Origin of the sequence: Methylobacterium sp. NFXW15 (genome assembly GCF_049887755.1) — a bacterium.
GTDB lineage: Bacteria > Pseudomonadota > Alphaproteobacteria > Rhizobiales > Beijerinckiaceae > Methylobacterium.
Genome location: NZ_JAGEKG010000014.1, coordinates 1 through 25,324 on the forward strand (window position 1 = coordinate 1; position 25,324 = coordinate 25,324).

General features: G+C 67.0%; 28 protein-coding genes. 17 read left to right on the forward strand and 11 right to left on the reverse strand.

Annotated elements, in window-relative coordinates; all coding sequences use genetic code 11:
• The first annotated feature begins 321 nt into the window (after positions 1–321).
• Positions 322–735: a PRC-barrel domain-containing protein gene (locus tag J4O73_RS21940; RefSeq protein ID WP_426220864.1), complete on the forward strand. Its 414-nt coding sequence runs from the start codon at positions 322–324 to the stop codon at positions 733–735.
• A gap of 56 nt (positions 736–791) precedes the next feature.
• On the opposite strand, the gene parE is transcribed toward J4O73_RS21940, so the two are convergent.
• Positions 792–2,846, reverse strand: coding sequence for a DNA topoisomerase IV subunit B (gene parE / locus J4O73_RS21945; protein WP_426220865.1), 2,055 nt, complete (start codon positions 2,844–2,846; stop codon positions 792–794).
• Between the two features lie 57 nt (positions 2,847–2,903).
• On the opposite strand from parE, the gene J4O73_RS21950 reads away from it, so the two are divergent.
• Together J4O73_RS21950 and J4O73_RS21955 are read left to right on the forward strand one after the other, a co-directional pair.
• Positions 2,904–3,164, forward strand: a complete 261-nt coding sequence (locus J4O73_RS21950; protein WP_426220867.1) for a hypothetical protein — start codon at positions 2,904–2,906, stop codon at positions 3,162–3,164.
• Entirely contained in the window at positions 3,145–3,330 is a 186-nt protein-coding gene (locus J4O73_RS21955) for a hypothetical protein (protein WP_426220869.1), read from the forward strand. Before J4O73_RS21950 ends, J4O73_RS21955 begins: the two co-directional genes overlap by 20 nt.
• Before the next feature lie 47 nt (positions 3,331–3,377).
• Here J4O73_RS21955 and topA read toward each other — a convergent pair whose 3' ends face one another.
• From topA to J4O73_RS21970, 3 genes are all read right to left on the reverse strand, one after another.
• Positions 3,378–6,062: a type I DNA topoisomerase gene (gene topA / locus J4O73_RS21960; protein ID WP_426220870.1), complete on the reverse strand. Its 2,685-nt coding sequence runs from the start codon at positions 6,060–6,062 to the stop codon at positions 3,378–3,380.
• A gap of 138 nt (positions 6,063–6,200) precedes the next feature.
• A complete protein-coding gene (locus J4O73_RS21965) occupies positions 6,201–7,121 on the reverse strand; it encodes a molybdopterin-dependent oxidoreductase (protein ID WP_426220872.1) in 921 nt (306 codons plus the stop codon).
• Positions 7,118–7,999, reverse strand: coding sequence for a cytochrome b/b6 domain-containing protein (locus J4O73_RS21970; RefSeq protein ID WP_426220873.1), 882 nt, complete (start codon positions 7,997–7,999; stop codon positions 7,118–7,120). The genes J4O73_RS21965 and J4O73_RS21970 overlap by 4 nt, the downstream gene beginning before the upstream one ends.
• 155 nt (positions 8,000–8,154) lie before the next feature.
• On the opposite strand from J4O73_RS21970, the gene J4O73_RS21975 reads away from it, so the two are divergent.
• From J4O73_RS21975 to J4O73_RS21990, 4 genes are all read left to right on the forward strand, one after another.
• The gene (locus J4O73_RS21975) at positions 8,155–9,108 is read left to right on the forward strand and encodes an aspartate carbamoyltransferase catalytic subunit (protein ID WP_426220875.1); all 954 of its coding nucleotides are present in this window, start codon (positions 8,155–8,157) and stop codon (positions 9,106–9,108) included.
• A gap of 132 nt (positions 9,109–9,240) precedes the next feature.
• Entirely contained in the window at positions 9,241–9,564 is a 324-nt protein-coding gene (locus J4O73_RS21980; protein WP_426220877.1) for a phosphoribosyl-ATP diphosphatase, read from the forward strand.
• On the forward strand, positions 9,561–10,532 hold the full coding sequence (gene coaA / locus J4O73_RS21985; RefSeq protein WP_426220879.1) for a type I pantothenate kinase: 972 nt from the start codon (positions 9,561–9,563) through the stop codon (positions 10,530–10,532). The genes J4O73_RS21980 and coaA overlap by 4 nt, the downstream gene beginning before the upstream one ends.
• Positions 10,533–10,644: 112 nt before the next feature.
• Positions 10,645–10,968, forward strand: coding sequence for a hypothetical protein (locus J4O73_RS21990; protein ID WP_426220881.1), 324 nt, complete (start codon positions 10,645–10,647; stop codon positions 10,966–10,968).
• A 9-nt stretch (positions 10,969–10,977) separates the two neighbouring features.
• Here J4O73_RS21990 and J4O73_RS21995 read toward each other — a convergent pair whose 3' ends face one another.
• Positions 10,978–11,193, reverse strand: coding sequence for a hypothetical protein (locus tag J4O73_RS21995; protein ID WP_378974279.1), 216 nt, complete (start codon positions 11,191–11,193; stop codon positions 10,978–10,980).
• 228 nt (positions 11,194–11,421) lie between these two features.
• Between J4O73_RS21995 and J4O73_RS22000 the strand changes: the two genes are divergently transcribed.
• Positions 11,422–11,568, forward strand: a complete 147-nt coding sequence (locus J4O73_RS22000; protein WP_426220883.1) for a hypothetical protein — start codon at positions 11,422–11,424, stop codon at positions 11,566–11,568.
• An 8-nt stretch (positions 11,569–11,576) separates the two neighbouring features.
• Here the strand turns inward: J4O73_RS22000 and J4O73_RS22005 are convergent, their stop codons facing one another.
• Together J4O73_RS22005 and serA are read right to left on the reverse strand one after the other, a co-directional pair.
• Positions 11,577–12,068: a hypothetical protein gene (locus J4O73_RS22005; RefSeq protein WP_426220885.1), complete on the reverse strand. Its 492-nt coding sequence runs from the start codon at positions 12,066–12,068 to the stop codon at positions 11,577–11,579.
• A 70-nt stretch (positions 12,069–12,138) separates the two neighbouring features.
• Entirely contained in the window at positions 12,139–13,404 is a 1,266-nt protein-coding gene (gene serA, locus J4O73_RS22010) for a phosphoglycerate dehydrogenase (protein ID WP_426220990.1), read from the reverse strand.
• Between the two features lie 251 nt (positions 13,405–13,655).
• Between serA and J4O73_RS22015 the strand changes: the two genes are divergently transcribed.
• From J4O73_RS22015 to trpB, 7 genes are all read left to right on the forward strand, one after another.
• The gene (locus J4O73_RS22015; protein ID WP_426220887.1) at positions 13,656–14,504 is read left to right on the forward strand and encodes a transglutaminase-like domain-containing protein; all 849 of its coding nucleotides are present in this window, start codon (positions 13,656–13,658) and stop codon (positions 14,502–14,504) included.
• Between the two features lie 264 nt (positions 14,505–14,768).
• A complete protein-coding gene (rpsA, locus tag J4O73_RS22020; protein WP_426220889.1) occupies positions 14,769–16,481 on the forward strand; it encodes a 30S ribosomal protein S1 in 1,713 nt (570 codons plus the stop codon).
• 377 nt (positions 16,482–16,858) lie between these two features.
• Entirely contained in the window at positions 16,859–17,824 is a 966-nt protein-coding gene (gene sppA / locus J4O73_RS22025) for a signal peptide peptidase SppA (RefSeq protein WP_426220891.1), read from the forward strand.
• Between the two features lie 59 nt (positions 17,825–17,883).
• A complete protein-coding gene (locus J4O73_RS22030; protein ID WP_378974262.1) occupies positions 17,884–18,192 on the forward strand; it encodes an integration host factor subunit beta in 309 nt (102 codons plus the stop codon).
• Positions 18,193–18,207: 15 nt separating this feature from the next.
• Positions 18,208–18,576 (forward strand): LapA family protein, encoded by a 369-nt coding sequence (locus J4O73_RS22035; protein WP_426220893.1) that lies wholly within the window; start codon positions 18,208–18,210, stop codon positions 18,574–18,576.
• 45 nt (positions 18,577–18,621) lie between these two features.
• Positions 18,622–19,257: a phosphoribosylanthranilate isomerase gene (locus J4O73_RS22040; RefSeq protein WP_426220895.1), complete on the forward strand. Its 636-nt coding sequence runs from the start codon at positions 18,622–18,624 to the stop codon at positions 19,255–19,257.
• A gap of 95 nt (positions 19,258–19,352) precedes the next feature.
• The gene (trpB, locus tag J4O73_RS22045) at positions 19,353–20,594 is read left to right on the forward strand and encodes a tryptophan synthase subunit beta (RefSeq protein WP_378974256.1); all 1,242 of its coding nucleotides are present in this window, start codon (positions 19,353–19,355) and stop codon (positions 20,592–20,594) included.
• Between the two features lie 131 nt (positions 20,595–20,725).
• Here trpB and J4O73_RS22050 read toward each other — a convergent pair whose 3' ends face one another.
• The 4 genes from J4O73_RS22050 to J4O73_RS22065 form a co-directional block, all read right to left on the reverse strand.
• Positions 20,726–21,280 (reverse strand): helix-hairpin-helix domain-containing protein, encoded by a 555-nt coding sequence (locus J4O73_RS22050; protein WP_426220897.1) that lies wholly within the window; start codon positions 21,278–21,280, stop codon positions 20,726–20,728.
• Positions 21,281–21,384: 104 nt separating this feature from the next.
• Entirely contained in the window at positions 21,385–22,107 is a 723-nt protein-coding gene (locus tag J4O73_RS22055) for an RlmE family RNA methyltransferase (protein ID WP_378974251.1), read from the reverse strand.
• Positions 22,108–22,127: 20 nt separating this feature from the next.
• Positions 22,128–23,207, reverse strand: coding sequence for a Ppx/GppA phosphatase family protein (locus tag J4O73_RS22060; RefSeq protein WP_426220899.1), 1,080 nt, complete (start codon positions 23,205–23,207; stop codon positions 22,128–22,130).
• 118 nt (positions 23,208–23,325) lie between these two features.
• Positions 23,326–23,799 carry a response regulator gene (locus tag J4O73_RS22065; protein WP_426220901.1) on the reverse strand — a complete coding sequence of 158 codons (474 nt, stop codon included), beginning with the start codon at positions 23,797–23,799 and terminating at the stop codon, positions 23,326–23,328.
• A 272-nt stretch (positions 23,800–24,071) separates the two neighbouring features.
• Here J4O73_RS22065 and J4O73_RS22070 point away from each other — a divergent pair, with 272 nt between their 5' ends.
• Both J4O73_RS22070 and J4O73_RS22075 read left to right on the forward strand, forming a co-directional pair.
• Entirely contained in the window at positions 24,072–24,863 is a 792-nt protein-coding gene (locus J4O73_RS22070; RefSeq protein WP_426220903.1) for a cold-shock protein, read from the forward strand.
• Between the two features lie 100 nt (positions 24,864–24,963).
• Positions 24,964–25,212 (forward strand): hypothetical protein, encoded by a 249-nt coding sequence (locus J4O73_RS22075; protein WP_426220905.1) that lies wholly within the window; start codon positions 24,964–24,966, stop codon positions 25,210–25,212.
• Positions 25,213–25,324 lie beyond the last annotated feature (112 nt).

Genomic DNA, 25,324 nt, shown 5'->3' on the forward strand with positions numbered 1-25,324 from the left:
CGACACCGAGTTCGCCGTCGTCCGCGCCGGCGTGAACTACAAGTTCGGCTCGTACTAAGACCGGCATCGCCGCGGCTTCGGCCGCGGCCTTCCACCTTCGAAGCCCGGCCGCACGGCCGGGCTTTTTTTTATTGCATGGATCGTGCGGTGCGACGTGGCGCCCAGGAACTCGCCTTGCGACCGGCTGATTGACCGGCGTCCGTCTCGAGACGGTCTCTGACCCCGGAAGCCCACCGCATGCCGCTGCGTACGTCCCTTCTTGGCCTCTTGCCGCTGCTCTGCGCGCTCGGGGCTTCCCCGGTCCTGTCACAGGATGCCTCGGTGATCGGCAAGGATACGGTGCTCCCTGGTACCGGGCCCGGCACGAGCACCGACAATCCAGGCGGCGGGCGCCTGATGCAGGCGGACAGCGCTGAAGACGCCGTCAAGCGCAGGGGACTGAAGCCCGCTACGCTCCTGGCGTCTCATTTGATCGGCGTCGAGGTGCGCAACCCGGCGGGTGACAGCGTGGGGAAGGTCGACGATCTGCTGCTGGCCGACGGCAACAGGGTCAGGGCCGTCATCATCGATGTCGGCGGCTTCCTCGGGATCGGCAGCAAGCGGATCGCCGTGGGTCCGGAAGCCGTGGTCCTCAGGCCGGGCGGCGACCGCTATTCGGCGATCCTGCAAATGAGCAAGGATACCTTGTCGGCCGCCCAGGCCTTCGATCCCGCGAAGGCGATCCCCTCCCACTGAGAGGACTCCCAAAGACGGGTCCTTTCATGAGATCCAGAGGCGAAGCCTCTGGGTTCTCAGATGTCGAGGTCGGCGCCTTCCGCGAAGGCGGCGCGCTCGGTGATGAAGGCGAAGCGCGCCTCAGGCTTGTTGCCCATCAGTCGCTCCACGGTATCGCCGGTCGATTCCCGCGCCTCATCGAGGACAGCCACCCGCAGAAGCGTGCGCTTCTTCGGATCCATGGTCGTCTCCTTCAATTGCGCCGGCATCATCTCGCCAAGGCCCTTGAAGCGGCCGATCTCGACCTTGCCGTTCTTGAAGACCGTCTTGACGATCCGATCCTTATCCTCGTCGTTGCGGGCATAGGCGACCTTCGAGCCCTGCTGCAGCCGGTAGAGCGGTGGGATCGCAAGGTAGAGATGCCCCTTGTCGATGAGCTTGGGCATCTGGCGATAAAAGAACGTGATCAACAGGGAGGCGATGTGGGCGCCGTCGACGTCGGCATCCGTCATGATGATCACCTTCTCGTAGCGAAGGTCCGTCTCCCGGAAGTTCGAGCCCGTGCCGCATCCGAGCGCCAGCGTCAGATCGCCGATCAACTGGTTGGCACCGAGCTTGTCGCGGCTCGCCGAGGCGACATTCAGGATCTTGCCGCGCAGGGGCAGAATCGCCTGCGTCGCTCGGTCCCGAGCCTGCTTGGCCGAGCCACCGGCGGAGTCGCCCTCGACGATGAAGATCTCGGATCCTGATGTTCCGGCAGCGGAGCAATCCGCGAGCTTTCCGGGTAGGCGCAGCTTGCGGGTGGCGCTCTTGCGGGCGACCTCCTTCTCCTGGCGGCGGCGCAAGCGCTCTTCCGCCCGGTCGATCACCCAATCGAGGAGCTTGTTGGCTTGGGCCGGGGAGGCGGCGAGCCAATGATCGAACGCATCCCGCACCGCCGTCTCGACAATGCGCTGCGCCTCGACCGTGGCGAGCTTATCCTTGGTCTGGCCCTGGAACTCCGGCTCGCGGATGAAGACCGAGAGCATGGAGGCGCAGGTCGCCATCACGTCGTCCGTGGTCACGGACGTCATGCGCTTGGCTTGGTTCACACGCTCGGCATGCTCGCGCAGGCCCCGGAGGAGGGCGACGCGCAGACCCGCTTCGTGGGTGCCACCCTCGGGCGTGGGGATCGTGTTGCAGTAGGAATGCGACACGCCATCGTCGGCCACCGTCCAGGCGACGGCCCATTCGAGGGAACCGTGCGAGCCGGGCTTCGTCACCTTGCCGGAGAAGACGGCATCGATGACGAGCTCCTTCCCCTCGATGTCGCGGGCGAGGTAGTCCGAGAGGCCACCGGGGAAGCGATGAACCGCCTCGGACGGCACATCCTCCATGCCCTCAACGAGCGAAGGCGCACACTTCCAGCGAATTTCGACGCCGCCGAACAGGTAGGCTTTCGACCGCGCCATCTTGAACAGGCGACGGGGGTCGAACTTCAGCGATCCGAAGATCTGGGCATCGGGGTGGAAGCGAACCCGTGTGCCGCGCCGGTTCTGAACGCGGCCGACGATCTCCAGGGCGCCCTGCGAATGGCCGCGTGAGAAGCACTGGCGGTACAGGGTCTGGTTGCGGGCGACCTCGACCTCGAGAACGTCCGAAAGGGCGTTCACCACCGAGATGCCGACACCGTGCAGGCCGCCGGAGGTCTCGTAGACCTTCGAATCGAACTTACCGCCCGCGTGCAGGGTGGTCATGATGACTTCGAGGGCGGATTTGCCCGGAAACTTGGGGTGCGGATCGACCGGGATGCCGCGCCCATTGTCAGTCACGACAAGGGAGCCACCTTCTTCCAGCTCCACCTCGATGAAGCTTGCATGGCCCGCGACGGCCTCGTCCATCGAGTTGTCGATCACCTCCGCAAAGAGGTGATGCAGGGCGCGCTCGTCCGTGCCGCCGATATACATGCCGGGGCGACGGCGTACCGGCTCGAGCCCCTCCAGCACCTCGATGTCCGAGGCGGTGTAGCCGGCCTCGGGCGAGGCTGCCGCCAGGGACACGGGAGACGCCGCCTCGGTGAGGCGCCGCTTGGGTTCCGTCACAGGCACAGCCTTGGCCTTGCCCGCGAAGAGATCACGTGCCGGATCGCTCACGCGCCCGCTCCCGCGAGCAGGGGCAACCGGAGGGGTGGATGCTTTGCGTCTGGGAGCATGGGCCTTCATCTCGCCAGCATAACGGAACAAACAGGAAACATCAAAGCCGCCGAGGCGGAATCGACGGCCTTTCTGCCATGCTGCGATGCGGTGCGCGAGCATTCGCACGCCACCTTTGCGGCGAGCAGGGTGAGCGCGCAGTGGTTAACGATTTCGATCCGCCGCAAGCGAGACCGGAACCTGTCCCCGATCACGGCGTTCTCGGAACAAAATTCGACACATTTCAGGAGGTGCGCCGATGAGCAGCGAAGCGATTGAAGCCCGCCACCTCGACCTGATCCGGTGCGAGCATGCGGCGGGAGCCGCTTTCGGCTGCATCGACGAGGACGAGGGCCGTTCCGCCTCTTTCGTCACCGCTCCTGCCGCCCTGGCGGTCGCCACCCTCGCAACGGCTTTCGCCGCCACCGTCTCCTATCTGATCTGATCGCCCCGTCCTGGCGAAGGACGGGACCTGTCGGGCGGTAGGGCTTTTCAGCCCGCCGCCTTTTTCTTGGGCGCCGCCTTCTTCGCAGCGGGCTTCTTGGCGGGTGCCTTGGCCGAAGCTTTGGCCTTGTCGCCGTCGGCTGCCTTGCGCGTCGTTGTCTTCTTGCGTGCCGAAGCCTTCTTGCCGCCGCCGGCCTCGCGCTTGGCCGCGATGAGCTTCAGCGCTTCGTCCAGGGTCAGGGCCTCGGCATTGGCACTCTTCGGCAAGGTCGCGTTCACCTCGCCATCCGTGACGAAGGGACCGTAACGGCCCGCCTTCACCACCACGTCGCGGCCGCTCTCGGCATCCTTGCCCAGCGACCGGCCGGGATCGCCCGCGGGTCGGCCACGTCCGCCGCCCTGTTCCTTGGCGACGATGAGATCGATCGCCCGGTTGCCGCCGATCTCCAGCACGTCATCGTCGCGGCCAAGGTTAGCGTAGGTCCGCCGGTGCTGAACGTAAGGTCCGAAGCGCCCGATGCCCGCGAGGATCGGCTCGCCGCTCTCGGGATGCTTGGCGACCTCCCGCGGCAGGGAGAGCAGGGCGAGCGCCTGATCGAGGGTGATCTCCGAGGGCGAGAGTCCACGGGGCAGGGAGGAGCGCTTGGGCTTCTCTGCGCCCTTCTCGGCGCTTGCTTCGCCGAGCTGGATGAACGGGCCGAACCGGCCGTCGCGCACCGTCACCGGCAGGTTGGTGACGGGGTCGTTGCCGAGCACGCGCACACCCGGCTGGCCGCCATCAACGGATGAGCCGTCGCCCTCGCCGTTGACCCCGGTTGCCGACAATTGCCGTGTGTAGGTGCATTCGGGATAGTTCGAGCACCCGACGAAGGCACCGAACTTTCCGAGCTTCAGTGAAAGCTGCCCCTCACCGCAATTCGGACAGGCGCGGGGGTCCTTGCCTTCGCCCCGATCGGGGAAGATGTGCGGGCCAAGCAAGTCGTTGAGGGCGTCCAGCACCTCCGCGACGCGCAGCTCCTTGGTTTCGCCGATGGCGGCCGAGAAATCGCGCCAGAAGTCGCGCAGCACCGCCCGCCAGTCGATCTCGGCATTCGAGACGCGGTCCAGCTGCTCTTCGAGGGCGGCCGTGAAATCGTATTCGACATAGCGGCGGAAGAAGCTTTCGAGGAAACCCGTGACGAGCCGCCCCTTGTCCTCCGGCTGAAGCCGCTTCTTCTCGATCTTGACGTATTCCCGGTCGCGCAGGGTCTGCAGCACGGCGGCGTAGGTCGAGGGCCGACCGATGCCGAGTTCCTCCATGCGCTTCACGAGGCTCGCCTCGGAATAGCGCGGCGGCGGCTCGGTGAAGTGCTGGGTGGACGCGATCTTCTCGCGCTTGAGGTCGTCTCCCTGGCGCATCGGCGGCAGGCGGCGGCTCTCCTCGTCCTCCTCGTCGTCCTTGCCCTCCTGATAGAGAGCGAGGAAGCCGTCGAACTTCACCACCTGCCCGGTGGCGCGCAGCTCGATCCGGCGCCCGCTCGCCATCGCGTGGACTTCGACTGTGGTGCGCTCCAGCTCGGCCGACTCCATCTGGCTCGCCATGGTGCGAGTCCAGATGAGTTCGTAGAGCTTGGCCTGCTCGGGTTCGAGATAGCGGGCCACGTTCTTCGGCAGGCGACTCATGTCGGTGGGGCGAACCGCCTCGTGCGCCTCCTGGGCGTTCTTCGCCTTCACGCTGTACTTGCGCGGGGCACCGGGCACATAGCGGTCGCCGAACTCCTTGCCGATCACCCGGCGGGCGTCGGCGATGGCCTCCGGCGCCATGTCGACGCCGTCGGTTCGCATGTAGGTGATGATGCCGACCGTCTCGCCCCCGACATCCACGCCTTCGTAGAGACGCTGGGCGACGCGCATCGTCTGGGCCGGCGCCATCCCGAGCTTGCGGGAAGCCTCCTGCTGCAACGTGGAAGTGGTGAAGGGCGGCTGCGGGTGGCGCTTGGCGGGCTTCGCCTCAATGCTCGCTACCTGGAACGTCGCGGCTTCAAGGGCGCTCTTGAAGGCGGCCGCCTCCTCGGCGTTGCCGACATCCAGGCGCTGGATGCGCTTGCCGTCCGCCCCGACGAGGCGAGCTTCGAAAGTCGCCCCGTCCTGTGTCCGCAGGGTGGCGACGATCGACCAGTATTCACGGGGCTTGAACGCCTCGATCTCCATCTCGCGCTCGACCACGAGGCGCAAGGCGACCGACTGCACCCGGCCCGCCGAGCGGGCGCCGGGAAGCTTCCGCCACAGGACCGGTGAGAGGTTGAAGCCGACGAGGTAATCCAGCGCTCGACGGGCGAGATAGGCGTCGACCAGGGCCTGATCGATCTGGCGCGGCTTGCGCATCGCCTGCTCGACCGAAGACTTGGTGATGGCGTTGAAGGTCACGCGCTCGACCGGGATGCCCTTCAGCACCTTGCGGGCCGTGAGCGCCTCAAGGACGTGCCAGGAGATCGCCTCGCCCTCGCGATCCGGGTCGGTCGCCAGGATGAGCTTTTCGGCGCCCTTGACCGCCTTGGCGATCTCGCTGACCCGCTTCGAGCCACGATCCTCCAACTCCCAGACCATGTGGAAGTCCTGCTCGGGATCGACCGAGCCATCCTTGGCCGGGAGGTCGCGGATATGGCCGAAGGAGGCGATCACCTCGTAGTCGCGGCCGAGATACTTGTTGATCGTCTTGGCCTTGGCCGGCGACTCGACGACGACGACTTTCATCCAGATCCCTCTGCCCCTGAGGGCCCGGCGCGACGGAATGTTCGGAGCGCGACCGAACCCGCCGTCGACGGGGCCACGCGGGGCGGAGAAGTGGGTGAGAGGCGGCGGGTTGTCAAATGGTGGCCGTCCTCCCCACCGTCAGATCCCCGCGTACCATTCGTAGCCACGATCCTCCCAATACCCGCCCTTGCCGTCGCCGAACCCGGCCAGCGACGAGACCATTTCCACCCGCATCACGTATTTGGCGTTCTTGTAGCCGAGCTGTCGCTCGACCCTGAGTCGCAGCGGCGCGCCGTTGGAGACGGGCAGCGCCTTTCCATTGAGGTCGTAGGCAAGGATCGTTTGGGGATTGAACGCATCGAAGAGGTCGATGCTCTCGTAATAGCGGATCGGACGGCGCCCGTCGGAGGCGTCGGGATCGGCCTGACCGTCCGAGGCCGTGCCGCTGGGCGACCCGCCCCAATCACCCGCCGCCGCGAGTTGGACATAGGCGGCATGCGCCTCGCGCACCGTACCGGGGCGGCTGGGCTTCAGCCAAGCGCCGTCCAGGCTGGCGTATTCGAGCGTGTCCGCGCAATGCAGCACCGCGTAGCGGGCCTGCGGCTTCAGCCCGGCCTTTTTCAACAACTCGGCCAGGGGCACGCCCGACCATTTGCCGATGCAACTCCAACCCTCGACGCAGTCGTGCCGGGTGATCTGAGTGCGGGAGGGCAGGGCGCGCACATCCGCCAGGCTCAGGGACAGCGGCGTCTCCACAAGCCCGTCCACCTTCAGCTTGAACTCCGAAAAGTTCTTGGCAGCCAACGCCTTGTAGGCGCTGTCGGGCGGATCGATCGAGCCGTTCGGCTTGAACCACGGCGAGATCATCGATTCCGGGAATTCCCGTGCCGTCGTCATGTCCGACATCAGCAGGCGCTGGACATAGAGGTTGGCATCCTCCCCGATCCCCAGGGTACGGCGACCGGCCGGCGTTCCGGCGAAACGGTCGCAGCCGCCGAGCAGGGATGCGCCGGCGAGACCAGCCGTGGCGGTGAGCAGGCGTCGGCGGTGCAGAATCATCGCGCTTCCTCCCCGGCAGGGCGAACCTTACCGATGCTGAACCAGCCGGTGATCATGCCGCGCAGGTTGTTGACGACGCCGGAGACGAGCACCAGCGCGAGGTGGACCACCACGAACAGGACGAGGAGTCCTGCGGCGATGAAGTGGACGGTGCGGGCCGACTGGCGGCCTCCGAACAATTCGGGAAGCCACGGCCAGGCAGCATCGACGCCGGGCGACATGGCGAGTCCCGCGAGGACCATCGCGGGCAACAGAATCAGCACCACGCCGAGATAAGTGAGCTTCTGGATGACGTTGTAGCGCTTGGCTTCCTCACCCTCAGGGAATTTCAGGAGCAGGTGCTCCTTCACCGATCCGCCGAAATCACGGATCTGGTCGCCCTCGGGAATCAGGCGGCGGCGCAGCTGACCGGAGAACAAGCCATAGATCAGGTAGATCGCCCCATTGATCACGAGAAACCACGCGAAAAGGAAATGCCAGCGGCGGCCGGTGGCGAGATCCTGAGTAGCGGGCAGGGTGACCCAGGAGGGAAAGGCCCGGTCGGTCTCGATACCATTGTCCTTGGACAGGCCCAGAACGCCGGTCGTGTCGAACTTCCGGTCGCCGAGATAGACGACCCCGCGATTGCTTCCGCCGGTCTCCTCGCTGGTGATGGCCAGGGCGGGCGTGTCGAAGGTCGAGACCGAGCCCCAATACAGGGCAGGGTGCGCGTTGAAGATCTGAAGGCCGCTCATCAGCAGCACCAGCAGAACGGCCGCGTTGATCCAGTGGGTCAGGCGGATGACCAGCGGATGCCGGTAGATCAGCCGACGCCCGTTGCGGCCCACGCGCTCGGGCGCGGCCTTGTCCGGGGCGTTCAGGGCAGGCGAGGCGTCCAAGCGGCCATCTCCGAGAAGGGCGGTTCGTTGCGCACAATACGTGTAGCGCGGCCGAGCGGTTACCAGGCGCGACGAAAACGCCGCAGCACCGTCACCCGGCAAGACGCCGCGACGCTTGCGAGACTCGCCGCCGACACCTACACCCGGCACCCGTCATGACAGCCCAGACGCCCGCGCCCGCCCACTTCCCGCACCGGCATCTGCTCGGGATCGAGGGGCTGACCCGGCCCGACATCGAAGCCCTGCTCGATGCGGCCGATGCTGCCGTCGACATCTCCCGTCAGGTGGAGAAGAAGCGCACGACCTTGCGCGGGCGCACCCAGATCAATCTGTTTTTCGAACCCTCGACGCGGACGCAATCGTCGTTCGAGCTCGCGGGCAAGCGGCTCGGTGCCGACGTGATGAACATGTCGGTCGCCTCCTCATCGGTGAAGAAGGGCGAGACGCTCATCGACACCGCCGCGACTCTCAACGCCATGCGGCCGGACATCATCGTCGTGCGCCACCAGGCGGCAGGCGCGGTGCATCTGCTCGCCCGCAAGGTCGATTGCGCGGTGGTCAATGCAGGCGATGGCGCACACGAGCACCCGACCCAGGCGCTGCTCGATGCCCTCACCATCCGCCGCAACAAGGGCCGGATCGAGGGGCTGACCGTCGCGATCTGCGGCGATGTCCTGCACTCGCGGGTGGCGCGCTCGAACCTGATCCTGCTTCAGGCCATGGGCGCGCGGGTAAGGCTGATCGCACCCTCAACCCTCCTGCCCGCCGGCATCGAGCGGTTCGGCGTCGAGACCTTCACGGACATGCGCAAGGGGCTGGCGGGCTGCGACATCGTGATGATGCTGCGCCTCCAGCGCGAGCGGATGAACGGCTCCTTCGTCCCCTCGGTGAAGGAGTATTTCCGCTATTTCGGCCTCGATGCCGAGAAGCTCGCTTTGGCCGCCCCCGACGCCCTGGTGATGCACCCCGGCCCGATGAACCGGGGCGTTGAGATTTCGTCGGAAATCGCTGATGGTGCTCAGTCTTTGATCCGGGAGCAGGTCGAAATGGGCGTGGCCGTGCGCATGGCCGTCCTCGACGCCCTGGCCCGGCACCTGCCGAACGGGTGAGGATCCCCCGATAAACCCTTAGGGGACAAAGCGGCTCGCCTCTCACGTGCGGACGCTTGCCCCCGGCGCCGCCGTGGCGCAGTTTCCTGCCGGAAAACCGCCCCCGGCGGCACCGTGACTGCAAGACACTTCATGAGCACCTACACCCTCGCCGATCTCGCCCGCCTCGTGGCGAGCCGTGCCGGCACGGATCCGGCGGCGTCCTACACCGCCAAGCTCCTGGCCGATGGCCCGGCCAAGGCCGCCAAGAAGCTCGGGGAGGAGGCCGTGGAGGCCGCCATCGCCGCCGTCCAGGGCGACCGCGAGGGGTTGAAGAACGAGGCGGCCGACGTGCTCTACCACCTGATGGTGGTGCTGAAGGCCGGGAACGTCGAACTGACCGAGGTGATGGCGGAACTGGAGCGGCGCACCGCCCAGAGCGGCCTTGCGGAGAAGGCGTCGAGGCGAACCGCGTGAACGCGCCGCCCGCTCTCTCGGACGGTACGAACAGCCTTTCGCCCTACCGTCACTTCACCCGCGAGGAATGGGCGCGCCTGCGCGCCGACGCCCCCCTGACGCTCAACACCGACGATCTGGAGCGGCTGAAATCCCTCAACGATCCGATCTCGATCGAGGAGGTCGTGGAGATCTATCTGCCGCTGTCGCGCCTGCTCTCGTTCTACGTCGCGGCGACGCAGGGCCTGTTCAAAGCGACCCAGCGGTTCCTCACCGCCGAGCGCGAGACCAAGCTGCCCTACATCATCGGGCTCGCCGGATCGGTGGCGGTGGGCAAGTCCACCACGGCGCGCATCCTGGCGGCGCTCCTCGCGCGCTGGCCGAACACGCCGAAGGTCGATCTCGTCACGACCGACGGGTTCCTGCTGCCGAACGCCGAGTTGGCCGCGAACGGCCTGATGGAGCGGAAGGGCTTTCCCGAGAGCTACGACACCGCCGCGCTGCTGCGCTTCCTGCACGAGGTGAAATCCGGCCAGAAGCGAGTGACGGCGCCGCTCTACTCCCACCTCGTCTACGACCGGGTGCCGGGGGAGGAGCGGGTGGTGGAAAGCCCGGACATCCTGATCGTCGAGGGGCTGAACGTGCTCCAGCCCGCCCGCTTGCCGCGGGACGGGACGGCGATTCCCTTCGTGTCCGACTTCTTCGATTTCTCGATCTATCTCGACGGTCACGAGGACGACCTGCATCGCTGGTACGTGACCCGCTTCATGCGCCTGCGCCAGACCGCCTTCCGCGATCCGCGCTCGTATTTCCGCAAATACGCGGAGATCCCCGAGGCCGAGGCGCTCGATACGGCCGACCGGCTCTGGTCCACGATCAACCTGCCTAATCTGCGGGAGAACATCCTGCCGACCCGGCAGCGAGCGAGCCTCATCCTCACCAAGGGGGCGAGCCACCGAATCGAATCCGTGGCGCTCAGGCGTCTGTGATCGGCCCAAACGCATTCAAAATGCGAGTTCAGGCTGCTGTTGCCATTTAGGCGCTGCGGCAAGTGCGCCTGAGTGTCACAGTCGATTCGTCCAGCGAATCGGCGGCCCGTCCATGACACGTGAAGAGAGAGCTCTCCTGCAGGAACGGGTGAAGACCCTGGTCCTTGGCCATGCCCTTGAGGCCGTTTTGGCGAGGTTCGTCGATGCGGATCAGGCCGCCGGGCGTGATGCCGGTGCGGACCTGTCGCGGATGGAAGAGATGCTTCTGTCCGCCGCACGCGGCCTCGCCGACCGGGCTACCTCGCAGAAGCTATCGGTGCTCGTCGCAGTCGAGGACGTGTCGGCCATCGTCCGGACGGCATTCGATGCGGCACGTGAGACGATCGACCTGATCCGCCCGGCGGACGAGGCGACCGAGGCCGCCATCGCCGCCTGAGCGACGCGCCTATTGCTTGGCGCGGTTGATGATCTCCCAAAGGACACGCGCCACGGGCTCCGTGACCGTGCGCCGGTACTTGCGGTGGACGAGTTGCCCGTTGTGGAAGACGTCCTGCTCCACATAGAGCCGGTTTCCGTCCCAGCGGACGATGTTGTCGGATTCGACCGTCTCCTCGACCCCGAGCTCGTTGCGCAGGATCGTGCTGCCGGTGTGGGTGAGCATACGCGCGTCCTCAGTCACGCCGGGCTTGATCGTAGTCCCGGTTCGGCCCGGCCACCTTATTAGCCACCCGCGCGCCACGCCAGACGGGAGCACGCGACGAAGCTGTCACTCCGTCGAGAAAGTACGGCGGCCCCCCATGTGCGCTCCGGCACAGCCTTGGCCGTAAGGGCCTGCCAGGGTTGGTTCACGCGGGGAAGGCCAGGGGCCTCGGCCGCGGCGGAGGCGTCCATGATCCAGCGCCACACCACGACCCTCGACAGCGCATTCGCTGCCCTGATGCGCACGCTCGGACGCTTGACGCGCCGCGTCGTCGCTCCGGTCGCCACGACGGGCCGCCCTGTCGGCGGCCCGGTTGTCTTCCGGCATTATTTATAAGGTTGTGATCAGCCCCGGCGGTCGAGGATCGTCGCGGCCGGGCAGGCGCCGGTCTCGAACGGGCCGAGCACCACATCGCCCTGGCGCGGATTGTTGACCGTGAAGGGCGCGGTGCCCTGGAGGCCGAGGAAGCCGCGCCCGAGTTGCGGCACGAAGGCCTGCCCGCCGAACCGGATGAAGCAGCGGTCGATCACCGCCTCGTAGGAAAAGCTCGCCTGCGTGACCAGCGTCTGCGCGCCGGCTGGGCCGGGCAGGCCGCAATAGGCGGCGAAATCGAGCGTCCCCGGATGAGAGAGGCGGATCTGCACCGACCGCCCGGGCAGGATCGTCACCGGCGGCCCGCCATCACGACGGGCCGTCAGCACGTAGGCCGAACGGTTCACAATCTGCCGGAGGCATTCGGCCGACGCGGCGGATGCTGAGGCCGCCGTGCCGAGCACGGCCAGAGCCAGGGCCGCAACCCCGCGCGATCGTCCTGCCGTCCAGACTCGCTTGCCCACTGCCTGCTCCCGATCAAAACCGTGGCAGGACTTGAACAATGCGGACGGCTCGCGCGCAAGCTGTAATCGCTTAGCGGCGCTCGTACAGAAGGCGCGCGCGGATCGTGCCGGGAATGGCGCGGATTTCGCCGAGCAGCACCTCGGCATCCGCGTCCGAGGCGTCGGTCTCCAGAACCACGTAACCGACCTCGCCATCCGTCTGATAGAACTGGGCGGCGATGTTGACCTCGCTGCGGGCGAAGACCTCGTTGAGGCGCCCGAGCATGCCCGGCAGGTTGCGCTGGACGTGGATGAACCGCGTGCCGGTGGCGCGAGCCGGAAGCTGCACCTGCGGGAAGTTCACGGCACCCACCGTCGAACCGATATCGGAGTAATCGACGAGTTTCTTGGCGACCTCGGCGCCGATGCGCTCTTGCGCCTCCTCGGTCGAGCCGCCGACATGCGGGGTGAGGATCACGTTGTCGAGGCCCTGGAGCGGGCTGACGAACCGCTCCGAATTCGAGCCGGGCTCCTTCGGAAACACATCCACGGCGGCGCCGCGCAGATGGCCGGCGCGCAAGGCCGAGGCCAGAGCGTCGAGGTCCACCACCGTGCCGCGGGCATTGTTGATGAGGTAGCTGCCGGGCTTCATCGCCCGGATCTCGGCCTCACCGATCATGTTGAAGGTCGCTTCGGTCTCCGGCACGTGGAGCGATACGACATCGCTCTGCGCGAGAAGAGCGGTGAGCGAGTCGGTCGGCTCGGTGTTGCCGTGGCGCAGCCGGTCGGTGTGGTCGTAGAAAAGCACCCGCATGCCCATGGCTTCGGCCAGCGTCGAAAGCTGCGTGCCAATATTGCCGTAGCCGACGATGCCCAGCGTCTTGCCGCGCACCTCGAGCGAGCCGACAGCGGATTTGTCCCACTGCCCGGCATGGGCGCCGACGGAGCGGGGCACGATCCGGCGCAACAGCATCACGATCTCGCCGATCGTCAGTTCCGCGACCGAGCGGGTGTTGGAGAAGGGCGCGTTGAAGACCGGGATCCCCCGGTGCCGGGCCGCCTCGAGATCGACCTGATTGGTGCCGACCGAGAAACAGCCCACGGCAAGCAGCCGGTCCGCCGCCTCGAAGGCGGCCGCATCCATCTGCGTGCGCGAGCGAATGCCGACCATGTGAACGCCCTGGAGCGCCTCATGGAGAGCCTCACGGTCCAGCGCCTTCGGCAGCCGCGTGAGATTGGTGTAGCCGGACGCCTGCATCAGGCCGACCGCGCTGTCGTTGATCCCCTCCAGGAGCAGGATGCGGATCTTGTCCTTGGGAAGGGAGAGCTTCTCGGCGAGCTGTGAGGAGGCGGCCATCGGATCGATCGACAGGTGAAAGTTCGAGCCGCAGCGATAGGCAGGCCCCCACTGCGATGCAACATCGGCCGTGACAGCCCAGCCCTGCATGTCTGCTCCGGGGCGAACCGCGATGCATGATCTTTGTGCAACACATCCCGCGGTGTTTGCCCGGTCAAGCGGAACCGCCGCCGAATAGACCGGTTGTCGCACCTGACAAAAGTCTTCGCCCTCATGTGTGGCGAAGCAGACCAGCGACACGGCACTCTACCATGCATATCCGCACCGGCTTCACCTTGGCGTTCGAGACGAATGGCCCGACGGCCATGAACCTTCTGCTGAACATTCGGCCGGAGTGGCGGATCGATTTGGTGACGCCCGAAGTGATCACGTTCGATCCGCCCGTTCCCGCTCGGCAACATGTCGATGACTTCGGGAACGTCTGCACCCGCATCGTCGCGCCGGGTGGGCGGATCACGATGTCGGCCGATTTCATCGTCGCCGATAGCGGCCTCCCGGACGACCAAGCACCGGATGCCCGCGAGATTCCGGTGCAGGATCTCCCTAACGACGTTCTCGTGTTCCTGATGGGATCTCGCTACTGCGATACGGACAAGCTCTCGCAGACCGCGTGGGGGTTGTTCGGGGGCATCGCTCCGGGCTGGAACCGCGTCCAGGCCATCGTCGACTACGCCCACAACCGGCTGCGCTTCGACTATCAGCGGGCGGACGCGACCCGAACGGCCCATGACGGCCACGGCCAGCAGGTCGGCGTCTGCCGCGACTTCGCCCATCTCGCGATCACCCTGTGCCGGTGCATGAACATCCCGGCCCGCTACGCCACCGGCTATCTCGGCGATATCGGCGTGCCGAAGGATCCGGCCCCAATGGACTTCTCGGCGTGGTTCGAGGTCTTCCTCGATGGCCCCGAAGGCCCGCGCTGGTACACGTTCGACGCCCGCCACAACCGGCCCCGGATCGGCCGGATCGTGATGGCCCGCGGTCGCGATGCCACCGATTGCGCCCTGACGACGAGCTTCGGCACGGCCTTCCTCGCCCGGTTCGAAGTTCATACGGACGACGTGCCCGCCGAGGGTGCGGAACTGGCACAAGCAGCGTGATGCGCGCAGCGTGTTGAACAGGTACCACTAATAGAGTATGTGACAGGCGCCTCGCCGTCCGTCGCGATGCTCGCCCTATGGGCGGCCTGCGTGGACGAGCCGGCCAGGCCGCCCTCGTCATCCGTATCGACGCGTCGGCAAACCGGTCTCCCGCGGGAGGCGGTCGCTTCCCTATCAGGAAGCCGCGGCGGCAGAGGGTGTTCGCAACGCGAGCCGCCGACGCAGCCGGTCCGTCCTGAAGGACGGGACCGCCCAGGAGAGAGAATGACCGCAGGGACAGCCGTGGCGCGGGATCAGTACCGCGATGATTTCGCCGCGCTTCTGGAGGAGAGCTTCCTCCAGTCCGAGATTACCGAAGGGTCCGTCGTCAAGGGTCGCGTCGTCGCGATCGAGAAGGACGTGGCCGTCATCGACATCGGCGCCAAGACGGAAGGCCGTGTCGCCCTCAAGGAATTCGCTGGTCCCGGCCGTGAAGGCGACCTGAAGGTCGGCGACGAGGTCGAGGTCTATGTCGACCGGATCGAGAACGCGCTCGGCGAAGCCGTCATCTCGCGCGACAAGGCTCGCCGCGAGGAGAGCTGGGTCAAGCTCGAGAAGGCCTTCGAGGCCAACGAGCGTGTCACCGGCACGATCTTCAACCAGGTCAAGGGCGGCTACACGGTCGACCTCGACGGCGCCGTGGCGTTCCTGCCGCGCTCGCAGGTCGATATCCGTCCGGTCCGCGACGTCACCCCGCTCCTGGGCACGCCGCAGCCGTTCCAGATCCTCAAGATGGACCGTCGCCGCGGCAACATCGTCGTGTCGCGCCGGACCGTGCTCGAAGAGAGCCGCGCCGAGCAGCGCAGCGAGCTGGTGGCCAACCTCGAGGAAGGTCAGGTCATCGACGGCGTGGTCAAGAACATCACCGAATACGGTGCGTTCGTGGACCTCGGCGGCATCGACGGCCTGCTGCACGTCACCGACATGGCGTGGCGCCGCGTGAACCATCCGTCCGAGGTCGTCACCATCGGCCAGACGGTCAAGGTCAAGATCATCAAGATCAACCACGAGACGCACCGCATCTCGCTCGGCATCAAGCAGCTCCTGGCCGATCCGTGGGAGGGCATCGCCGCCCGCTACCCCGAGGGCGCCAAGCTCAAGGGCCGCGTGACCAACATCACCGATTACGGCGCCTTCGTGGAGCTGGAGCCGGGGATCGAGGGCCTCATCCACGTCTCCGAGATGAGCTGGACCAAGAAGAACGTCCATCCGGGCAAGATCGTCTCCACCTCTCAGGAGGTCGAGGTTCAGATCCTGGAAGTCGATCAGGTCAAGCGCCGCATCTCGCTGGGTCTCAAGCAGACCCTGCAGAACCCGTGGGAAGGCTTCTCCGAGAAGCATCCGGTGGGCTCCGAGGTCGAGGGCGAGGTCAAGAACAAGACCGAGTTCGGCCTGTTCATCGGCCTCGAGGGCGATGTCGACGGCATGGTCCACCTGTCGGATCTCGACTGGAACCGTCCCGGCGAGCAGGTCATCGACGAGTTCAAGAAGGGCGACATGGTCCGCGCCCAGGTTCTCGACGTGGACGTCGAGAAGGAGCGCATCTCGCTTGGTATCAAGCAGCTCGCCGGCGATCCCTTCGCCGAGGGCGGTGAGATCAAGAAGGGTCAGATCGTGACCTGCGAGATCGTCGAGGTGAAGGATTCCGGCCTGGAGGTGCGCATCGCCGACACCGACATGCAGACCTTCATCCGCCGCGCCGAGATCGCCCGCGACCGTGCCGACCAGCGTCCCGAGCGCTTCGCGGCCGGCGAGAAGGTCGATGCCCGCGTGGTGCAGTTCGACCGCAAGGCGCGCCGCGTCACGGTCTCGATCAAGGCCCTGGAAGTGGCCGAGGAAAAGGAAGCGATGGCCCAGTTCGGCTCCGCCGATTCGGGTGCCTCGCTCGGCGACATCCTCGGCGCGGCCATGAAGAAGGCCCGCACCGACGAGGAGTAATCCTCATCCGCTCGGCCGCCCGGTTCGCCGGGCGGCCGGACGCTCAACAGCAAAGCCGCGCGGATACGCTTCCGCGCGGCTTTTCTTTTATGCACGACGCTGCCGCGAGCGCGGTGACGTTCATGCTCGCCGATTGATGGGTCTCGTCCTGCACGCGAGAGCCAGTCCCGCCGCAGGCGAGCGACACGTCGCGCAAATTCTTCGCCGCTCCCCGTATCCACGCCGCCGAAAAATGCTCTAGAACACGCCCTCCTGCGGGCTCGCCCCGCCGGGATGCCAAAGACGCCAAGGACTTGGCGCCGCCTCGCGGCGCTCAGGCGCCTTTCGGCGGAATGGCTGGGGACACCTCCAGCCGGGGATGCAAGGGAACGGATCGCATGGCAGCCGATGCCGAATTGCTGATCGACAGGCGGCGCCTGCGCCGCAGGCTCGGCCTCTGGCGGGTGCTGGGGATCGGTGGCCTCATCGTCGCGGTCGGCGCCGTCGGCTATCGCATTCAGGCTGGCACGACCGGCGCCTTCGCCGTAAGGCCGCAGATCGCACGGATCTCGGTCTCCGGCTTCATCGCCGGGTCCGAAGCCACCGCCAAGCTCATGAAGCGGGTGGGTGAGGCCGAGGCGGTGAAGGGCGTCGTCGTCTCGATCAACTCGCCGGGTGGCACCACGACGGGTTCGGAGGAAATCTTCCGCAACCTGCGGGCGCTCGCCGCCAAGAAGCCGATCGTGGCCTTCGTGGACGGGACGGCCGCCTCAGGCGCCTACATCACCGCCATCGCTGCCGATCATATCGTCGCCCGTGAGACGAGCCTTGTCGGCTCCATCGGCGTGCTCTTCCAATATCCGGACGTGTCGGGCCTGCTCGACAAGGTTGGGGTGAAGGTCGAATCGGTGAAGTCGTCGCCGCTCAAGGCCGAGCCGTCGGGCTTCACGCCCACCTCGCCTGAGGCGCGGGCAGCGCTGGCCGCCGTCGTCGGCGACACCTACGCTTGGTTCAAGGGCCTCGTGGCCGAGCGCCGTGGCATGGATGCGCAGCAACTCGCGACCGTCTCGGACGGGCGGGTATTCAGCGGCCGTCAGAGCGTGCCCCTGAAACTCGTGGACGAACTCGGGAGCGAGCGACAGGCCGTTGCATGGCTTGAGAGCGCGCGCGGCGTTCCGAAGGACCTTCCGGTGACCGACTGGAAGCCGAAGACCGAGAACGGCTTCTCCCTGTGGTCGGCGGCGGGTACCGGTGCCGGGCTGCTCGGCTTCGAAAGCTTTGCAAGCCGGTTGCAGGCGCTCGGCGCCGAGGCGCAGGCAGGCGCGCAGGGCGGGCTGCTGGTGCTGTGGCGGCCGGAGCCCTGAGGATTTCAGGGTCTCGACAGGCCCCAAGAACAGCCGGATAGACGGGAACACGACACGCCATGATCAAGTCGGAGCTTGTCCTCAAGATCGCCGAGCAGAACCCGCATCTCTACCAGCGGGACGTCGAGATCCTGGTCAACGCCATCCTCGACACGATCGCCGACGCCCTGGCTCGGGGCGACCGGGTGGAACTGCGTGGCTTCGGCGCGTTTTCAGTGAAGCGCCGGGAAGCGCGAAAGGGACGCAACCCACGCACGGGCGCGGCCGTTGCCGTGTCCGAAAAGGCCATCCCCGTCTTCAAGACGGGTAAAGAGATGCGCCTGCGTCTCAACGCGGCCAAGATCGGCGAAGGCGTCGCGGCGGAATAGGCGGGAGTCACACAGATGATCCGGTTCCTGAAAAGCCTCCTCCTGCTGCCGGTCGCGGCGTTGGTGGTTCTGCTGGCCGTCGCCAACCGTGCGCCGGTGCAGCTCTCGTTCGACCCCGTCAACATCGACGCGCCGGTCTTCAGCGTGAACCTGCCGCTCTATGCGATCTTGTTCGGCGCCGTGGCGCTCGGTATCGTTGTCGGCGGTGTCTTCACGTGGCTGGGTCAGGGCCGGGCTCGAGCGAGCGCTCGCTACCATCGCCGGGAGGCACGCAGCTACGAGCGCGAGGTGAACCGCCTGCGCCCCTACGCCCCCGACGCCCCAGGCCAGACCTATCCCGGCACCTCCGTCCCCGTTCGCACGGCGCTCCCCGCTCCGCGCTGACCTGAGCCAGCGCGGAACACCGCGCCGTTTCGAGCCTGTGATCCCGTGACCGAGATCAAGATCTGCGGCCTCAGCACGCCGGACACCCTCGACGCCGCACTCGGCGCCGGGGCCGACTGGGTGGGCTTCGTGCGCTTTCCCCGCAGCCCGCGGCATGTCGAACTCGAAACCGCCCGCACCCTGTCCCGTCAGGCGAAGGGCAGGGCGGGCCGGGTGGTGCTGCTGGTCGACCCGGACGACGCGTCACTCCACCAAGCGGTCGAGGCGATAGAGCCTGATCTGATTCAGCTTCACGGCCGTGAGAGCCCGGAGCGCGTCGCCGAAATCCGCGCCCTGACGGGCCTTCCGGTGATGAAGGCACTCGGAATCGCGAGCGCGGCCGATCTCGCGTCCATCGCAGCCTACGCCGGTATCGCCGACCGGTTGCTCCTCGACGCCAAGGCGCCACCCGGCGCGTCGTTGCCCGGCGGCAACGGCGTGAGCTTCGATTGGAACCTGCTCGCGGGGGCGGACCTGCCCGCCGGAACCATGCTGTCCGGTGGTCTCGGGCCCGCGAACGTCGCGGAAGCTCTCGCGCGCACGGGTTTGACCGCCGTCGACGTGTCCTCCGGTGTCGAGAAGGCGCCCGGATCGAAGGATCCCGCACGCATCGCGGCCTTCGTGGCGGCCGTCCGGGGCTGACACTGCGCCGTTGCGTCTAGGCCCCCGCCATTGCAGCGGGGCTCACATGGGTCTAGCAACCGGCAAAACGTTGTCGTGCCGCGAAGGACCGTGCCGTGACCATCGCCCCCGCCCCGAACTCTTTCCGTACTGGCCCCGACGAGCGCGGGCGCTTCGGTATCTTCGGCGGTCGTTTCGTGGCCGAAACGCTGATGCCGCTCATCCTCGACCTCGAGAAGGCCTACGAGGATGCCAAGCAGGATCCGTCCTTCAAGGCGGACATGGAGAGCTACGGCACGCATTACATCGGTCGCCCGAGCCCGCTCTATTACGCCGAGAGGCTGACCGAGCATTTCCGCAGCCAAGCCCCCGCCGGCAAGGGCGCGAAGATCTATTTCAAGCGTGAGGAGCTGAACCACACCGGCTCGCACAAGGTGAACAATGTGCTCGGGCAGATCCTGCTCGCCCGCCGCATGGGCAAGCCGCGGATCATCGCCGAGACCGGCGCGGGCCAGCATGGCGTGGCCACCGCCACCCTCTGCGCCCGCTTCGGCCTGAAGTGCGTCGTGTATATGGGCGCTGTGGACGTGGCCCGGCAGGCCCCGAACGTCTTCCGCATGAAGATGCTCGGTGCCGAGGTCGTGCCGGTGGAATCCGGCACCAAGACCCTCAAGGATGCGATGAACGAAGCCCTGCGCGATTGGGTGACGAATGTCGCGGATACGTTCTACTGCATCGGCACCGTCGCGGGCCCGCATCCCTATCCGGCCATGGTCCGCGACTTCCAATCGGTGATCGGCCGCGAGACCCGTGAGCAGATGCTCGCCCAGGAAGGCCGCCTGCCTGATTCGCTCGTGGCGTGCATCGGCGGCGGCTCGAACGCGATGGGCCTGTTCCATCCGTTCCTGGACGATCGCGAGGTCGAGATCTTCGGCGTCGAGGCGGCTGGTCACGGCGTGACGAGCGGCCTGCATGCCGCGTCGCTGACGGGGGGCAAGCCCGGCGTGCTCCACGGCAACCGCACCTATCTCCTCATGGATGCGGACGGGCAGATCGCCGATGCGCATTCCATCTCGGCGGGCCTCGATTATCCGGGGATCGGCCCGGAGCACGCATGGCTGCATGAGATGGGCCGCGTGAAGTACCTCTCGGCGACGGATTCCGAGACGCTCGAGGCATTCAAGCTCTGCTCCATGCTGGAGGGCATCATCCCGGCCCTCGAGCCCGCCCATGCCCTGGCGAAGGTCGCGGAACTCGCCATCGAGCGCCCAGCCGATCACCTGATGGTGCTCAGCATGTCCGGCCGGGGCGACAAGGACATCCCGCAGGTCGCAGAACTGTTCGGGACGAAGCTCTGACGTGTAGTCCGACGAAACGTATATCGGTCCGTCGCAAGGGTGCCTGTCGAAACACCAAGCGAGAGCCGCTGACCTGATGCAATCAGGTCGGATGCGGCTTTGGGACAGCGGAAACGGACGGTGCGCCGGTCTCAGCGCACCGTCACCTGTTCCTTGATCCGCTCGTAGACTGCTCGGCTGAGCACGCGCTTGGAGAGCAGATCGCTCACTTGCGTGTAGGGCCGCTTGGCGACGATGGCCCGCCCGATGGCTCCGCCGCCGCGCAAGCCGTTCAACTCGGCGACGCTCGCCTTGTTGAGATCGACCAGATCGATAGCAGGCGGCCCCTCGGTGGTCTCCGCCTCCTTGACCTCGGCCCGACCCTGCGGCGCGGCCGAGGGCGGAGGCGCCGGGAAGGCGAGGCTGTCGCTCGGCACCACGCTCGGCGCGGTTGGAGCAGGCGAGAGCTCCGGAGCCGGGCGCCTCACGGGCTCGGCCGGAACCGGGATCGGTGAGGTGACATCCGCCTGCGGTCGTGAAGGGATCTTGCGCACGGCCTGGTCGCTCGGCGCCGGATCCGGTGTCGCGATCGCTGTCTTGGCCGGGGGCTGCGGGGAAGCCGGAAGCCAATATTGCACGAGTGCGGCGAGGGCTCCGGCCAGGAGCAGAAGCACCGAGATGCGAAGAATTGCGGGTCCGCTGAGCACGCGCCGACTGTCGATACTATTTTCCCAAAATTAACCGAAAGCGCTACCAGCGCCTATGCCCCCGCGCACCGTGCGCCGATCTGTCCCCAGCGGAACAGCTGAGCCTAGTCCTCCTCGACCACTCCCTTGCCGGGCGCCCCGCGATAGCCCGTGGCCAGCACGTAGAGTTCGCTCGAATCCGCGCGACTGGCCGACGGCTTCACGTGGCGGACCACCGCGAAATCGCGCTTGAGGTTGGCGAGCAATTCGCCTTCGGTGCCGCCCTGCAGCACCTTTGCGAGGTAGGCGCCCCCGGGGGCCAGGATCTCGCGGGCGAACTCGGCGGCGGTCTCCGCGAGGCCGATGATCCGCAGGTGGTCGGTCTTCTTGTGGCCGGTCGTGTTGGCGGCCATGTCGGACATTACGAAATCGGCCGGGCCGCCGAGGAGATCGGTCAGCTGTTTGGGGGCGTCGTCGTCCAGGAAGTCGAGGGTGATGAACTCGACCCCCGCCATGGGCTCGATGGGAAGGAGGTCGATGCCGACCACCTTACCAGTCGGCCCGACGACGCGAGCGGCGACCTGGGACCAGCCGCCCGGCGCCGCACCGAGATCCACGATCCGCTGACCGGGCTTCAGCAGCTTGAAGCGCTCGTCGATCTCGATGAGCTTGAACGCCGCACGGGAACGGTAGCCCTCGCGCTTGGCGCGGGCGACATAGGGGTCGTTGAGCTGCCGTTCGAGCCAGCGCGTCTGCGAGACGGTGCGCTTCCGCGCGGTCTTCACCCGCTGTTTGAGATCCCCGCGCACGCCCCCGGTGGAGCCTACGCCGCCGCGCCTGTCAGTCATGAACCTTTGTCCGTCGCCGATTACCGCACCGGCTTGCGCGACCATACCCCATCTTCACGCATCATGTTCACGAGAAGGCCCTCGCGCAGACCGCGATCGGCGATGCGCAGGCGCTCGGCCGGGAATGCCCGGCGCAACGCTTCCAGAATCGCGCAGCCCGCGAGCACGAGGTCTGCCCGGTCGCGGCCGATGCAGGGGTTGTCGACGCGCTGCTCCAGGCGCGTGTCGAGAAGGTCGTCGATCGCCGCCGAGACCTCGTCGTCGCTCATCCACAGGCCGTCGACGCGGCGGCGCTCATAGCGCGCGAGCCGCAAGTGCATCGCCGCGATGGTGGTGACGGTGCCGGACGTGCCGAGCAGGTGGAAATTCTGCGCCGTGGCGGCCGGGGCGGCGCGTAGCGCGAAGGCGGATAACTTCTCTGCCACCTCCTCGACCATGCCCTCGAACATACGGCGCGTCACCTCAGCGCCGCCGTGGCGCTCGGCCAGGGTCACGACGCCGACCGGCAAGCTGTCCCAGGCACGGATGCGGAGAGTCGGATCGGTCGAGGGGTTTGTCGCCGCTCCGTCGAGCCACGCCACCTCGGTGGAGCCACCGCCGATATCGAAGATGACGACCGATTCCGCCCGTGGATCGGCCAGGGCCGCGCAGCCGGTCACGGCGAGGTAGGCCTCGGTCTGCCGGTCCACGATCTCGAGATCGAGCCCGACCGACTGACGCACGCGCTCCACGAAATCGGCGCCGTTCACAGCGAGGCGGCAGGCCTCGGTGGCGATGATCTTGGCACGGCGGACCCGCCGCGACTGCATCTTGGCCCGGCAGATGCGCAACGCCTCGACAGTGCGTTCGATCGCGGCCTCGCTGAGGCGGTCGGACGTGCCCAACCCTTCGCCCAGTCGCACGATGCGCGAGAAGGCGTCGATCACCCGGAAGCCGCCATAGGTCGGCTCCGCGATCAGCAACCGGCAATTGTTGGTGCCGAGATCGAGAGCTGCATAGCTCTGCCGACGCTCGCGCCCCGCGTAGAGGGTGGGCGTCGAGAGCGGCGCCATGGTGGTTGCGGGCCGGGCCGGCGCGGCCGCGGCGGTCTCGTCCCTCATCGGCGCGGCCGTCGAATCCTCATCGGCCCGGCTGACAGCCCGACCTCACTTGCGTGTGAGCCTACAGCCTCGGGCGGGAACTGCAACGGCCGAACGGTGCCTCGGGGTTGCGAATGCGTCAGGCGAAGATCTTCGCTGCCCCGGCGGCACGAGGAATCGGCCGCAACAGGCTCTTCACCTGAGAGTAGGGCCGGGGCCGGTTGATGATCTCATCGAGGCGCGACCAGAGTGTCTTGGGGGAGAACGGCTTGGCGATGATCTCGTTGACGCCGAGGCCGACAGCCCGGTCCACCACGTTCCGGCGCGGCTGGGCCAGCATGAGGATGATCGGCAGAGTGGGGCAGGGGGACGTGGCCGGGGTGCGGGCGAGGCGGATGAACTCTTCCCCCGACAGGATCGACAGGTCCCAGTCGATGATGGCGATATCGGGCTTGCTCTCGGCGAGCACGCCCAGCGCCTCGGCGCCATCAGGCGCCTCCAGGACGCGCTTGATGCCTACGCGCATCAGCATGTCCCGGACGATACGCCGGATATAAAGGCTCTCGTCGACGACGAGGGCGGAGAGGTCGGGAAAGGTCGGTGTTGCGATCATCGGGTGCGTCGTCCCGTCGCGACGGTAACCGACCGCACTTTGCATTTTGCTAACGCCACTCACTCCCCACGCGATGCTTGCCGCAGGAAAGTTCGTGAACCGCCGCGTCTCCGCCCAAAAGGACCTTGCGGTCAAGGCCCGATTGCGTCAGGACTAGGGCATTATTCTTGGTTAGCACGACCTGGGGTAATGCGCAGTGCGAGCCGCCGATCCTCCGCAATGGTCGGCGTGAATTTTGAATACGGGCGGCGGACGGTTTTTGCGAGCTTCTAATGGGACGTGGTCGTGATTTCAGGGGGCCGCAGAAGCGCGGCTTCGACGAGAGCGGTGAGCCGAGATGGCCTGATCAGGCACCCTCGGGCGGCGGCTTTGGCGGTGGCTACGGTGGCGGCGGCGGCGGTGGTTACGGCGGCGGTGGCGGCGGCGGATACGGCGGTGGGGGCGGCTTCGACCGTGGCCCGTCGCGCGGCGCGTCCCCGGCTCCGTCGGGCCCCGAGCGCGATGCCACCGTCAAGTGGTTCAACAAGGAGAAGGGCTTCGGCTTCGTCGAACTCGGCGACGGTTCGGGCGACGCCTTCCTCCACATCCGGGCCGTCGAGGCTGCCGGCCATGATGATCTCATGCCCGGCACCAAGCTGATGGTCACGACTGCCCAGGGTCAGAAGGGCCCGCAGGTCACGAGCGTGACCAGCGTGGACACTTCCACGGCCGAGGCTCCGGCTCCCCGCCGCGAGTTCCGTCCGCGCACCGAGGGCTTCGGTGGCGGTGACCGCTTCGGCGGCGGCGGCGGCAGCCGCGGCGGCGACCGATTCGGTGGCGGCGGTGGTGGCGGTCGCGCCCCCTCCGGCCCGTCGACCGAGATGGTCGGCACCGTGAAGTGGTACGATCCGGCCAAGGGCTTCGGCTTCGTGTCGGTGAACGACGGCGGCAAGGACGTGTTCGTCCACCGTTCCGCACTCGCCCGCGCCGGCCTCGATTCCCTGGCCGAAGGCCAGCAGGTCACGCTCGGCGTCGTCGAGGGCATGAAGGGCCGTGAGGCCTCGTCCATCAACGTCGACGGCTGAGGCTGAGCCGCGCGGCGCCACTCTGTCGCCGCGATGCTCATGAGATTCGGAACGGCGGTCCTCGCGGGCCGCCGTTCTCGTTTGTTGTGCTGGGACTCGCATGCTCCGCCGCCTGCCGCTCCTGTTCCTCCTCGTAGCCCTGCCTGCCCGCGCCGAGGATTTCACCGGCTTTTATGCGGGTGTGAATGCCGGCTACGGCTGGAGCCGTGACAAGGAGGCAGGCGCCGCGCCCGACGTCTCGCCGGGCGCTCCGTCGAGTGAGAGTCGCGCGGCCACGGCCTTGCCGCCGAGCGCCACGGCTGCCGCTGCCGGGATCCAACGTCCGGGCCGCACCACCACCGGCCGATAATCCCTGGCACGATCGCGAAGGACGTGTCTGCGGGTGGGATGAATCACCCGTCCGAGACGTGCCAAGTCCTTGGCGTCTTGTTGGAATCGTTCCGAAAGATAGCGATTGCGGA

Bases quoted from the DNA above. Each gene is read 5' to 3' on its own strand.
- J4O73_RS21950 (WP_426220867.1), top strand. From the start codon at position 2,904: ATGGGCCTTCATCTCGCCAGCATAACGGAACAAACAGGAAACATCAAA.
- J4O73_RS21955 (WP_426220869.1), top strand. From the start codon at position 3,145: ATGAGCAGCGAAGCGATTGAAGCCCGCCACCTCGACCTGATCCGGTGC.
- topA (WP_426220870.1), bottom strand. From the start codon at position 6,062: ATGAAAGTCGTCGTCGTCGAGTCGCCGGCCAAGGCCAAGACGATCAAC.
- J4O73_RS21965 (WP_426220872.1), bottom strand. From the start codon at position 7,121: ATGATTCTGCACCGCCGACGCCTGCTCACCGCCACGGCTGGTCTCGCC.
- J4O73_RS21975 (WP_426220875.1), top strand. From the start codon at position 8,155: ATGACAGCCCAGACGCCCGCGCCCGCCCACTTCCCGCACCGGCATCTG.
- J4O73_RS21980 (WP_426220877.1), top strand. From the start codon at position 9,241: ATGAGCACCTACACCCTCGCCGATCTCGCCCGCCTCGTGGCGAGCCGT.
- J4O73_RS21990 (WP_426220881.1), top strand. From the start codon at position 10,645: ATGACACGTGAAGAGAGAGCTCTCCTGCAGGAACGGGTGAAGACCCTG.
- J4O73_RS21995 (WP_378974279.1), bottom strand. From the start codon at position 11,193: ATGCTCACCCACACCGGCAGCACGATCCTGCGCAACGAGCTCGGGGTC.
- J4O73_RS22000 (WP_426220883.1), top strand. From the start codon at position 11,422: ATGATCCAGCGCCACACCACGACCCTCGACAGCGCATTCGCTGCCCTG.
- serA (WP_426220990.1), bottom strand. From the start codon at position 13,404: ATGGCCGCCTCCTCACAGCTCGCCGAGAAGCTCTCCCTTCCCAAGGAC.
- J4O73_RS22015 (WP_426220887.1), top strand. From the start codon at position 13,656: ATGCATATCCGCACCGGCTTCACCTTGGCGTTCGAGACGAATGGCCCG.
- rpsA (WP_426220889.1), top strand. From the start codon at position 14,769: ATGACCGCAGGGACAGCCGTGGCGCGGGATCAGTACCGCGATGATTTC.
- sppA (WP_426220891.1), top strand. From the start codon at position 16,859: ATGGCAGCCGATGCCGAATTGCTGATCGACAGGCGGCGCCTGCGCCGC.
- J4O73_RS22030 (WP_378974262.1), top strand. From the start codon at position 17,884: ATGATCAAGTCGGAGCTTGTCCTCAAGATCGCCGAGCAGAACCCGCAT.
- J4O73_RS22035 (WP_426220893.1), top strand. From the start codon at position 18,208: ATGATCCGGTTCCTGAAAAGCCTCCTCCTGCTGCCGGTCGCGGCGTTG.
- J4O73_RS22055 (WP_378974251.1), bottom strand. From the start codon at position 22,107: ATGACTGACAGGCGCGGCGGCGTAGGCTCCACCGGGGGCGTGCGCGGG.
- J4O73_RS22060 (WP_426220899.1), bottom strand. From the start codon at position 23,207: ATGAGGGACGAGACCGCCGCGGCCGCGCCGGCCCGGCCCGCAACCACC.
- J4O73_RS22065 (WP_426220901.1), bottom strand. From the start codon at position 23,799: ATGATCGCAACACCGACCTTTCCCGACCTCTCCGCCCTCGTCGTCGAC.
- J4O73_RS22070 (WP_426220903.1), top strand. From the start codon at position 24,072: ATGGGACGTGGTCGTGATTTCAGGGGGCCGCAGAAGCGCGGCTTCGAC.
- J4O73_RS22075 (WP_426220905.1), top strand. From the start codon at position 24,964: ATGCTCCGCCGCCTGCCGCTCCTGTTCCTCCTCGTAGCCCTGCCTGCC.